This window comes from Zobellia uliginosa (assembly GCF_900156625.1).
GTDB classification, from domain to species: Bacteria; Bacteroidota; Bacteroidia; order Flavobacteriales; family Flavobacteriaceae; genus Zobellia; species Zobellia uliginosa.
This window is the reverse complement of record NZ_FTOB01000009.1, coordinates 74,975-87,391: the sequence shown is the minus strand read 5'-3', so window position 1 is coordinate 87,391 and position 12,417 is coordinate 74,975. Positions and strand designations below refer to the sequence as shown.

At 45.1% G+C, this 12,417-nt stretch carries 7 protein-coding genes; 4 read left to right on the top strand and 3 right to left on the bottom strand.

Annotation, left to right across the window (positions count from 1 at the left end; all coding sequences use genetic code 11):
- The first annotated feature begins 3 nt into the window (after positions 1-3).
- Together BW980_RS20230 and BW980_RS20225 are read left to right on the top strand one after the other, a co-directional pair.
- Positions 4-1,491 carry a Kelch repeat-containing protein gene (locus BW980_RS20230; protein ID WP_175609931.1) on the top strand — a complete coding sequence of 496 codons (1,488 nt, stop codon included), beginning with the start codon at positions 4-6 and terminating at the stop codon, positions 1,489-1,491.
- A 105-nt stretch (positions 1,492-1,596) separates the two neighbouring features.
- On the top strand, positions 1,597-3,825 hold the full coding sequence (locus BW980_RS20225) for a DUF7133 domain-containing protein (RefSeq protein ID WP_076456974.1): 2,229 nt from the start codon (positions 1,597-1,599) through the stop codon (positions 3,823-3,825).
- Positions 3,826-3,979: 154 nt separating this feature from the next.
- On the opposite strand, the gene BW980_RS20220 is transcribed toward BW980_RS20225, so the two are convergent.
- From BW980_RS20220 to BW980_RS20210, 3 genes are all read right to left on the bottom strand, one after another.
- Positions 3,980-5,182, bottom strand: coding sequence for a glycoside hydrolase family 88/105 protein (locus BW980_RS20220; RefSeq protein WP_076456973.1), 1,203 nt, complete (start codon positions 5,180-5,182; stop codon positions 3,980-3,982).
- Positions 5,183-5,197: 15 nt separating this feature from the next.
- Positions 5,198-6,031: a 5-dehydro-4-deoxy-D-glucuronate isomerase gene (kduI, locus tag BW980_RS20215; RefSeq protein WP_076456972.1), complete on the bottom strand. Its 834-nt coding sequence runs from the start codon at positions 6,029-6,031 to the stop codon at positions 5,198-5,200.
- Positions 6,032-6,170: 139 nt separating this feature from the next.
- Entirely contained in the window at positions 6,171-8,447 is a 2,277-nt protein-coding gene (locus BW980_RS20210) for a hypothetical protein (protein ID WP_139327751.1), read from the bottom strand.
- 499 nt (positions 8,448-8,946) lie between these two features.
- Between BW980_RS20210 and BW980_RS20205 the strand changes: the two genes are divergently transcribed.
- Positions 8,947-11,127 carry a sodium:solute symporter family protein gene (locus BW980_RS20205; protein WP_175609930.1) on the top strand — a complete coding sequence of 727 codons (2,181 nt, stop codon included), beginning with the start codon at positions 8,947-8,949 and terminating at the stop codon, positions 11,125-11,127.
- Between the two features lie 102 nt (positions 11,128-11,229).
- Positions 11,230-12,024: a gluconate 5-dehydrogenase gene (locus tag BW980_RS20200; protein ID WP_076456969.1), complete on the top strand. Its 795-nt coding sequence runs from the start codon at positions 11,230-11,232 to the stop codon at positions 12,022-12,024.
- The last annotated feature ends 393 nt before the right edge of the window (positions 12,025-12,417 follow it).

Below are 12,417 nucleotides of genomic sequence, written 5' to 3'. Positions count from 1 at the left end.
TTTATGCGATTTTTATGTTACTTGTTGCTCGTAGTGGCTTGTTCCTGTAGAGGGGGCAAGCCCACGGATACGGTTCGGAAAACATATGGCAGTATTCCTGTACCGCCTCCAGAATCTACCATTTCCTTGACGTACGATGGCGGGAATACGTATTGGGCCCTTATCTCAAGCAAAGACAGCAAGGGAAATACGCTTATGGTACTCCCGGCGGGAAAGAAGGTTTGGGAGAAGGAGACTTTAAGCCGTGCTCCGTCAGGACATTGGCATACGGTACTGGCCGATGAACATGGGATGCTATGGCTGGCGGGCAACAAGAGCTTGTTGTATTGTGACCTTAGGGATTTAAGCCAAGGGTGGACCGAATTTACGGGCTTGGCCGAAGGCGATATTATGGCCCTGGCCATAGGGAGCAATGGTTCTGCCTTAGTAGGGCTGAACTCTGGGAACCTTATTGAGGTCGATTTGGAGAAAACCATAAAGGACGGAGCTAGTTCCTACCTCCCTAGTTCAAAAGTACACCGTATACCAAAAGGACTAAAATCGTTGGGCCTCGATAATCGGGGAGATGTGGTTTGTGTAAGTTCGGAAGGCAGCCTTAGCGTAGATTTGGGAGTATCATGGATGGAAAACTGGGAGATGGTCGCCCGTATGCCCGGGAGTAACCACGACCTAAGAGGCGATGTCTTAGACCATCGGTTTTATATGGCGGGAGGGCTCACGGCCGAGTATGGCTATCCTATGGAAAGCCATGCGTATTCCAAGCTTTTTGCCTTCGATCCCGATACGAATAATTGGGAAATCACTGCCGACCTTGGGGTTCCAAGAATATACTGTGCCACCGGCACCCTAAACGGACAGCTTTGGGTAGCGGGGGGAGACCTACTGCCCATAAAAGGGAAAAGGCACACCACCCGTATGGTCCAAAAAGTAGACCCCAACAGCGGAACTGTAGAAACAGCCCCCTCCTTAAATAACGACCTCTCCGCGCCCTTGGCCTTTAATTCTAGGGGAAGGCTCTATGTTATGGGATATACCAACTGGTTAGGGGATGCCCAAGCGCCCTTATATGTGACCAGTATAGGTGAAGGGGAAACCCAATGGCGTGCCGAACCGACAGGACCGGAAGGAAAAGGAGCTATTTACGGATGTAAGTATAAAGACCAAATTTGTATCGTGGTAGCCAACACGTATCTGGCCCTCTTTGATCCCATTACGGATCAGTGGACCACTATAGAAATGCCCCTAAAAGTACGTTCTCCCCAAGTGGCGAGTATAAATGATGAAATTTGGGTGATGGGCGGACGTGATACCGATAATCAGGCCGGTGTACAGATATACAACCTTAAGAGCCAACAGTGGAAAACGGGGCCTGACCTTCCTCGTGAATTGGCTTGGGGTGTCGGCTTTAATCTAAATGGGCAGCTCTACGTAACAGGTGGGGCTGCAGGAAAGAGTTATAACAACAGGACTTTTCGCTTGAAAAACAAGTAGGTGATCTGTTGCCATATCCATAGTTCTATGAAAGGCAACGGTTCTAAGGGAATAATGGTAAGGACCAACGGCCTCAAGACCAATAAATAAAAGAAAATAAATACTATGAGCATTTTTAAAAAACGTTTTATACTACCGGCCCTGTCCGTTTTAATGGCCATGGGCGGTAGTTGTAAAAAAGAGTTACGGGATACAGGCAAAATTTATGAAAAACCCCTTATCGTCAGGGATCCTGCCGTTAGGTCATTGACTCCCGAAGAAAGTATGGAAACCATGCATTTGCCAGGGGGCTATCGTATAGAGCTCGTAGCTAGCGAGCCAATGATCCATGAACCAGTGGCCATTGCTTGGGGACCCGACCAAGAACTCTATGTGGCAGAGATGCTGACCTATATGCAAGATATAGATGGTACCAATGAAAATGAACCATGGAGTAGGATTTCGGTATTGGAAGATCTTGATGGCGATGGGAAAATGGACAAGAGTACCGTATTCATTGATAGTTTGATTTTACCAAGGATTCTTTTGCCTTTGGATGATAGGGTCATCGTGGGACAAACCTATGACCGTAGTTTATACAGTTACCGCGATACGGATGGGGATAAGAAGGCCGACGAGAAAATACTGATCTTGAAAGATACGGTTCGGGACAACGCCAATCTAGAACATCAATCCGCCAATATGATGTGGAGTATAGACAATTGGTTGTACGTTTCACGAAATTCGTTTAGATATCGGTTTACCCGAGGTAAGATGGAGATAGATACCCTGAGGGACGCGCCTGTTGGGCAATGGGGACTTACCGAAGACGAAAATGGACAATTGTTCTATTCGAGTGCAGGGGGGGAAGTACCTGCCTTAGGATTTCAACAACACCCTACCTATGGTAATTTGGAGTTGCCCGGCAAATGGGAGGAAGGATTCGAGAAGGTATGGCCGATTATCGGCACCCCTGACGTACAGGGAGGAAATAAACGTCTTCGGGAAGATGGTACCTTGAACCACTTTACGGCAAGTTGTGGCCAATCTATATTTTTGGGCGACCAGCTTCCGGCCTATGGCGATCTCTTTATTCCGGAACCGGTGGGTAGATTGGTGCGCCGTGCCAAAGTAGAACACATAAACGGAAAGACCGTCTTGCGGAATCCTTACGGGGAAACCGAATTTTTGGCGTCCACCGATGCCAATTTTAGACCTGTAGAATCAAAGACCGGACCTGATGGCTGCCTGTATATCGTCGATATGTATAGGGGAATCATACAAGAGGGAAATTGGGTCCGTAAAGGAAGTTTTTTACGTCCCGTGGTCGAAAGAAAGGGCTTTGACAAACATATTGGCAAAGGAAGGATTTATAGAATCGTACATGAAAGTGGGAAACCTACTCGGCCGGAGAAATTGCTGGAGCGAACCAGTGGGGAATTGCTTTCGTATCTCGGTCATCCTAACGCATGGTACAGAAAAACGGCCCAGAGGTTGTTGGTCCTCCGTAGGGACACTGCCGTGGTTGACGAACTCAAGGATAGGGTGCAAGGTGAGGAAGCTTTTTATAAGTCGTGGTTCAACGATACGGATTTGGCCCTGGGCCGACTTCATGCCTTGTGGACCTTGGAAGGTATGGATGCCATAGACGAAACCCTCGTACTATCGGCTTTAGTGGATGAAGATGCAAGGGTAAGACGTGCGGCCCTCCGGATCAGTGAACGCTTTCTAGGGGAATCGAACAAAGAAGTCTTTGCCGCGGTAAGTCAACTAAAGACTGATTCCGATAAGGAGGTCCTGGTACAGCTCTTGTTAAGCCTTAGGTCAAGTCCGATAGGGGAAGCAAAGGCAGTGATGCAACAGGTCGTTTCTGAAAATACTGAAAACGAGGCTCTAACGGTTATTGGCGAAGAAGGCATCAAAGAGGTTCCTTTGGAAATAGAAACCTTGAAGAAGAAATACATTTTAGAACGTCCTGAACTTAGGAATAGTGTGGTTAAGGGATATAGTCATTTTAAAACAATTTGCGCGGCTTGCCACGGGCCAAATGGGGAGGGGATTAAGAATACGGCTCCCCCATTGGTCGGATCTTCTAGGGTAAAGGGTAGTATTGATGTACCCTTAAAAATTGTCTTGAACGGCCTTACCGGTCCGGTAGATGGTATTAAATATGCAGGTGTGATGGCAGGAATGAAAGGGAACGATGATCAATGGATTGCCGATGTCTTGACCTATGTAAGGACCGAGCTCAACGATACCAAGAGAATTACTGAAAGAGATGTGAAAAGGGTACGCGAAGAGGTAAAAGACCGCGAAGCCTATTGGACCCTTGAGGAGTTAACGGGAGGAAAGTAATATTTTTGGAAGTCGGGGGAAACTCGATTCTTAAGGTTCCGAAAGGAAATAACAAAAGGCCATTTTCTAAAAAAAAATGGCCTTTCTTCACTCAACAAACTAACTATTCAATTCATAAAACCCAATTTCTAAGGGGGTGTGGTATAGCTTCTTATTAATACCACATATAGTCTTGATAATCTTTCATTTTATGGATTTCTACCCCGGCCAGCAATACGGCGCCCAAACCATGAGGGTCGTTCAAGGGACGGGGGCGATTGTAGTAATACGATAGGTCTTGACGTATGTTGAAGCCTTCGCTAATATTGGTAATCTGTCCGTCGGCCATTATGTTTTCTGAAATCCCCTTCCATCCATTTATAGCAATGGACGAGTATATTTCGGGAATCCATTTTTCATTGACCGCTTTGGCTACCGCGTAGGTAAACATGGCGGTAGCCGATGTTTCCAAAAAGGAATCGGGTTTGTCAATAAGCTGACGCCACATGCCGTTTGCCGTTTGGTACCTAGATATGCCTATGATTTGCTCGAAAAGGGATTTCCGAACTTCTTCCCAACCAGGGTAATCTTTAGGGATATATTCCAGTAAATCGCATTTGGCAACGATCGACCAGCCATTGGCCCTTCCCCAATGTGCGACCCCTTTTTCGCCTATTTGGGTACAGTACGAATGCCAGTATAGCCCTTTGGAATCGTCAAATAGCAATTCGTGGAACCCGAGGGCATTTGTAATGGCATCGTCCCAAAACGAAGTGTCACCGCTCATTTTGCCCATACGTACCAAAAAGGGAACGCTCATATATACGTCATCGGCCCATACGGTGGTATAGCCTTTGTAATTTCTGCAGAACACACCGTTTTCTAACCGGTCTTGTCCCGATGAAACCCAAGCTTTTACTTTTTGGAGCCTATCGAGCCAATGGTCGTTCTTTCGTATCTGATATGCCTCAATGAGACTGCCGTCCATGGCCCCGCAATCATCGAGCCTGTCGAGCCTAAAAAATTGATGGAAATTGGGGGCATATTGCTCGGGGTCGAAATCGGCGAATTGTTTTTCAAAAAAATCAAGGTTTTCAAAGATGAAATCAAAATTACGCAGCACATAATCTTCGTATTTTTGGTCTTGAAGAAGGTGGGCCATTTTGAACAGTGCAATATGGGTTACCCCGTTCCAGTATTTCCAGTCTTCGTAACCGCTCTTAAGCCAAACCTCCTTGGTGGGAGCCACCGTTTTTAGATCGCCTAGGGTTTCTCCCGAAGCCTTGTCAACGAACTGATAGGTGGTGTCTTCTAGTATCCTGTCTGCAACGAGCCGTATTAGGCGCTCTACTTCTTTTTTATCGTGTAAAAAACTCATTTTTTGGTTTTAGGGTTATTGTAGCTCACTGATCGGATAAGGAACTATGGGGTCGTCATCGCCTGCCATTCCCCATATAAAACTGTAGGGGGAGGTTCCTGCCGCACAGTGGATGCTCCAAGGCGGGGAAATGACCGCTTGCTCATTTGCTACCCATAGTATTCGGGTCTCTTGGGGTTGGCCCATGATGTGCGCCGCAGCCTTTCCTTCGGGAATATCAAAATAGAAATAGGCTTCCATCCGGAGTTCATGTACGTGGGCCGGCATAGTGTTCCATGCATTGCCAAGTTCAGGAGAGGTAATCCCCATCATTAATTGACAGGTTTCAACGGTATGGGGAACAATGTGTTGGTATAATCTTCGTTTGTTCGATTCTTCTGTAGTCCCCAGTTCAAGAACAGGGGCGTCGGCAAATGATATTAGTTTTGAGGGAAGCGCTTTATGGGCGATACAGGCATTCAAATAAAACTTGGCCGGCTTGCTGGCTTCTTCACTTTCAAAAGATACATCCTTAACGTCACTGCCCAAGTATAGGGCGTCTTTATGTTCAAGTTCATAGATCTGACCGTCGGCGATAACCTTGCCCTTCTGGCCAAGGTTGATGATTCCCATCTCCTTCTTTTGCAAAAAGTATTCGGTGGCGAAAAAGGGAATGGACTCCAATTGTAACTTTTCGTGAACTGGCATGGCCCCGCCCATGATGAATCGGTCATAGTGGGAGTAGGTGAGGTTTACTTCGTCTTCGGTAAAGATGTCGTTTACCAAAAAATCCTTTCTCAATCGTTGGGTGTCATACGTTTTGGCATCGTCGGGATGTGTGGCGTATCGTATTTTAAAATTACTCTTCATATATAGTTTATTTTATGGGTATCGATGGAAATAAGGCAAATTGCCCAATACTATCCATATCGCGATATGGAGATGTTCAACAAGATTGGCCGAGGGTTGAAAACGGTGGTGTTTGATCCAATTTTCAACCGGTGGCCCGTTATTTTTTAAAGGTTAATGTGATATGTCCTTGTTGAGGTACCGTTACGGGTTTGGCTTTCAGTAGGTAATTGGTTTCCAAGAACAATTGTCTTTCCTTAAGGTCTTCTTCCCAAATCTTGACCTTCGCCTCCATTTGGGTTGGGTTTTTTACCTTCACTTTTATGTATTTGGGCGTATCCTTAAGTATCTCAACGGTGAGATTGTCAAAAGAAATTACCTCAGATTTGGCCGCACAGACATAAATACCTGGAATTTCGGTATAAGTGAGCATCAGTGCCGTCTCGGCCCAAGTCGAGCCCACGAATATTTCCCCTATACCCTCGTTCCAGTCGGTGGTACTTAAGCGTTCGCTCATCCATCCATCAGGCGCATCCATTATCTTTCTTGAAGGAACGGAGAGGCATTGCGGAATGGCATGGGTAATATCGGATAGGAGTTCGGCATAGAAAGGCTCGCCCGTAGAACGGAACAGTTTTAAGAGGGCCAAGCCGCTATGGGTGCAAATACCGGGCGACCCATGGGTGTTTTGTGTATTGGCCCACACTCCTCCGATAGAATGGTTGCCCAACTTGCCAAAGGTAGATTCTTCGGGAAAATCGTAATTATAGGCAATGACCCAAGATGAGAATTGCTTGGCGGCTTCCTCGGCAGCGACTTCCCATTGTGGGTCGCCAGAGGCTTCATAGAGGCTGTAGTAAGACTCTATTAAAGCATAGGCGGACTCGCTATCGAAATTCTGTAAGGCATCGCCCGGACCACCGCATGAAATGCCTTTTTCCGTAAAATTGCTATAGAAATACTGGCCCATTTCCTTAGCGCTGTCCAAATAGTTCGGGGCCTTGAAATAGTCGGCGGCAAGCACCAGTCCGGCAGGCAATATTCCGGCAGAGGAAGAGCCGCCTACCTGGATGGTACCGGTTTTGGCGTCTACAAATTGGCCTATTTGCCCATAGGTTTGCCATATGTCGACAAAGGCATCGCAGGCGGTTCGAATTCCCTTCTCCCATTCTGGGTCGACAGGAATTCCCTTGGTTTTCATAAGCTTGAATTGTTCGAGCACAAAAAATATGGCATCGGCACTTTTTCGGGTCAACAGCCAATCTTTGGTATGGTATTTACGCTTGTCTCCACCAAACCAATCTTTGCCTCCTTCACAAAACCCATAAAAAAGTCCCGAGGGAGAAGTACTGTTGGGAAAGAACCAATCGAAATTTTTGATTACCCGTTCACGCGTGTCCCTCTTATCCGAAAAGAGTAGGGGATAGGTCGAAATCATTCCTCCCGTCCAACCGGTTTGAAAATCCTGCAGGAAGTTTTCACGTAGGCCTACTGAAAAGTATCCATGGTCGTCAATGGGTACCCAATTGTCCCTTTTGAACTTTTTTTCTATGGTCTCAAAGGCATAGGAAAGAGGTATGACATTGTTGTAGGCCTTATCAGTATTGAGTTCTTTCCTGACCATGGCAAATTTATCGAACAGGTCTTGAACGTTCTGGGCCTCAAATGAATAGGATTTAAAGTGGAAGGTAAGGATATCACCGGCCTTGAAATCGGCCCCACGGTCATTGGAAGGGGCCAGGTTGTCATTGGCGAAATATTGGTGCTTTTCCCTGACCAGGGGAGAGCTTATCGAAAATTCGGCATGCTCGCGGTTTCTTGATTCTACTATGCCAAGGCCGAAATCCCCTAAGGCATTGCCTTGTTCGCTCAATAAAATGTAGCCTTTATTCTGTATGGAATCAAAATAGGAAATGGAAGGCGAGGTGGTGGCCCCGCTTCTGAGCTGCACTTCCGAAACGCCTTCATATTTGTTGAGACGAGGAACGTCAGTAATGATAATGGGTACCTCTTGGGCAATGTCCCTGGGATCCATGAGTTTGGGCGAATATCGGATTCTTCGGTAATCGTATTTATTCCCGTTGTAAAGGGCTCCGGGCATCAGTACATAATTAGAGTCGTGCCAATCGTCGATCTGAAAGACAAGACCGATACTACTTTGTGATACTTGACCGGAAATACAACTTAAACTGACCTTAAGGTCTATGGTTCCCGATTCTTTGTCGATTCCTACCGTATCTATTTTACGTATCCAGCTCGATTCTTGAAAATTGAGCGGGCCGTTTTCGGCTAGGGAAAAGTCTTTTTGGGCGACCCTTTGATTGTATTTCTGATGGTCGTATTGTTTGAACCGTATTTGTGGAACAAGGGTTTCCGTCTGGGAATAACCGTTAAGACTGATGAGGAGCAAAATAAGAATACTAAGAATTCTGATCATGGGTATACGCATTGGTTTATAAATATGAATAGGGAAGAACCGTCGAAAATGGGGCGTTCCCTATTTTGGGGCGGCTGCTTCTTACAGTAGATCACTTCACTAAAAGGCTGGCATAAAATTATCGGTTTGCCCGGCATATGCTTAGGGCGAAATGTCTCATATCATGTTTCCGAGGTTGCAGTGTGCCGTTTTGTTGACGGTATAATAGTAGTTGTAAGGCGGATTATTTTCAATGAGGAAGCTTGCGGGTACACCTGGGTATGTAATTTTTGAATGCTAGGGTGGTTTTTCTGGAAAAACCATGGGTAGCGGAGCTTTCCGAGGGTCCCAATTTTCGTTGAGACCGTGATTCAATATGCCCTTTTTAAAAGGAAATATGTTTTCTCCGAAGGGTATTGGCTTATCTCCAATAGCTTCTGCAACATCTCCAATCCATCACGATTTAGGGATGGCCTTAATTGCATGGAAATTAATGGCGATTCGCCAAAATAAAAGACATATGTTCGGATTAAGTACTATCGACCTCGTAGTAATTGTGGTCTATTTTGTGGTAATCATAGGGATTGGTATCAGGTCTATGTTAAGAATTAAGAATCAGGAAGATTTCTTTCTAGGAGGAAGAAAGTTTGGAAAGATCGTGCAGATTTTTGCCACCTTTGGCCAGGCCACAAGTTCCGATACCGGACCGTCTGTAGGAACGGCTACATTTAATAATGGAGCGGCAGGCGTTTGGGCCAATTTGTTGATGCTTTTTAGTACGCCCCTGTTCTGGTTTATAGGGCCTTGGTATAGAAGGATGAGGTGTACTACCTTGGCCGATTTTTACACCGAAAGGTTTACGAGCAAAGGATTGGGTAGAATGTATGCCATTATTTCGAGTATTGGCTTGGGTATATTGCTTTCCCTAGGGTTTATAACCATTATCAAGACCGTATCGGTAATGACCCCGAAAACATATGAGGAATTTACCCTCGGGGAAAAAGAAGAGTACGGACAGGCCGAACGCATGCGTGTACTCGAAGCGAAGGATTTTACCACCTTAGACGCCCCGGAACTGAAAGAACTGACTTATTTACGGCAGTTGCAACCCGAAAAATCGTTTTCCCACATCAATAAGTATTGGTTGGTATTCATCATCGTGGTCATTGTGGCCGGCTATTCTATGATGGGAGGGCTCGAAGCGGCATTCTTAAGTGACCTTATTCAAGGGGTGTTTATCATATTTCTCTCTATAATGCTCGTTCCCTTTGCTATTATGGCCATCAATGATAAATACGGAGATACCGGTGTGATGGGGGCTTTGACCCGTATGCACGACAACCTCCCCGAGAGCTTTTTTGAAATTTTTGGTTCTCCGTATTCATTGGATTTTACATGGTATTATATAGCGGCCTTATCGATTATGGCCATCATAAACACCTGTGCGCAGGCCAACACCTTTGTTACCCCTAGTGCCGCCAAAGATGAGTATTCGGCAAGGGTAGGATTGACCTTTGGGTCTTACCTCAAAAGGATTACCACAGTACTATGGGGTTTTACGGCCCTACTTATAGTGTTCTTATATGCCGATGAGATTACCGATCCCGATAAAATATGGGGCTATGCTTCCTTTAAATTGTTGGGCTCCGTTAATATGGGACTCGTAGGGTTAATGATCGCTAGTTTAATGGCGGCACTGATGTCTACCGCCGCTACGCTCATGATCACAACTTCAGGTTTGCTGACCAATAATGTATATCGACCTTACTTTCCGAATAAAAGTGAACGACACTATGTAGCCATAGGCCGGATATTGGGCAGTTTGGTTATTGTTGCCGCGGCGGGCATTACCCTTTTAAACGACAACTTGTTTCAAATCATGAAATTGTGGTGGGAATTTGGGGTAATATTTTCCGCAGGGTTTTGGATGGGGGTTTTATGGCGTAAGACCAGTCGTCTTTCTGTCAAGGTCTCCATTATTTCTACATTTTTGGTGTTTTTTGGAATACCGATACTTATTAATTTGATAAATCCCGACATTAAGGAAGATCCTTACTTTTTAAAGACTACCTCCGAAAAATTCGAGATACGTACCTATTTCGCAAAGGAATCGGACGTAGAAAGCAGAAAGCGGGAAATAGCGGCTTGGGAAACCGATCACATTGGCGATAGGCCTGAAGAACTAATAGTAGGGCAGGAGTTTGTCAAAAAGTTTAAACTACCTAGTAAGTCTATCTTTTGGAGTACGGGCATAAAAATTGATAAAAAGGGTAAGCCTGTGGGTACGGGTATGATCAATCCCGAGCTCTTACTTCTTGATAAAATGGGCTTCGCCCTAGAAAATAATTCTTACTCCTTGAACGAAACCTTGAGAATTCTGATTCGAATGAGTTTTCCCTTTATCTTAATCATTTTGATCAGCTCTATTTTCCCTCGAAAAGAAGATGAGGAGTATAACATAAAAAGGTTCTATGCGAAAATGAAAACCCCCGTGGGGGAAACCAAGGAGGAGGATGAAATGAAATTGGAGTGGTCTTATGCCCATATGAAGGACTGCAATGCAACCAAATTGTTCGGGCCCGATTCCAATTGGGAATTTACCCGATGGGACCGTACCGATGGGATAGGCTTTATTGCGGCCTGCGGTTTTGTTCTGGTGGTTTTGGCCTTGTTGTACTTCTTGGTGAACTTGGGAGGTTAAGCTAATTCGTATTATAGGAGAAGGCCTAAACGGGGCGGTAAAGGAATACAGGCCCTGATTTCATAGGTAACTAGAATAATATAAAGAAAAAAACATAAGCATATGTCAAAAGAATTGTTTGACCTGACCGGCAAAATAGCTTTGGTCACAGGAAGTACGCACGGATTGGGAATGGCTATGGCCAAAGGCCTTGGACTGTCGGGGGCGACTATTGTAGTGAATGGGAATTCTTCCCAACAGAAGATCGATGATGCGGTAGCATATTATAAAAATGCCGGTATACGGGCCTTCGGATTTAAATTTGATGTCACCGATGAGGTAGCGGTGAAAGATGCCATAGAACGCATTGGGCAAGAGGTCGGTAATATTGATATTTTGGTCAATAATGCGGGCATTATAAAAAGAACACCTTTGGAAGCAATGGAAGTGGTCGACTTCAAACAGGTCATCGATGTGGATCTTGTGAGTCCTTTTATTGTATCAAAGTATGTGGTAAAGGAAATGATTGCCCGAAAGCAGGGAAAGATCATCAATATCTGTTCAATGATGAGCGAATTGGGAAGAAACACCGTGGGTGCCTATGCGGCGGCCAAGGGGGGACTTCAAATGCTGACAAAGAATATGGCTACGGAATGGGCCAAGCACAATATACAGGTAAACGGGATAGGACCGGGTTATTTCGCAACTGCTCAGACAGCCCCTATTCGTGTAGACGGACATCCTTTCAATGATTTTATATTGAACCGAACCCCTGCGGCAAAATGGGGAAACCCCGAAGATCTTTCAGGAGCGGCTATATTTCTGGCCTCCCAGGCCAGTGATTTTGTAAATGGACACATCTTATATGTAGATGGGGGTATTTTGGCTACGATAGGAAAACCGATAGGTGAAATTTGAAATGACCAAAGGTTAATAGAGACCTAAGTCGTTAAAAAAGCAAAAACCGTTTTGAGAGAAATAGCTTCCTTGAAACGGTTTTTTTGTTGGGAACAATAAATGTCTCTATCCGGCCAGGCTTGATTATCGCTTTGAGGTATTTGAGGAAAAATCCTTCGGTCCTCCATAATTTTTTCCTCATTAAGAATTCCATCGATTGAAGAAGAAATCTGCCGTCCATGGCAAATTTTTCACTATTAATTAGTCGAAAAGTGGGTTTCCGAAGTGCACTTTTATCCTAAAAAAATGTACTTTATCGGTTTTGGCCCATAACATTTCAGAGCCCTAATTTTTTTCTTCCTGCGTAAGCCTCTTGTGTACAATGCCTTTCCATCTATAAACAATGCGTTGTTA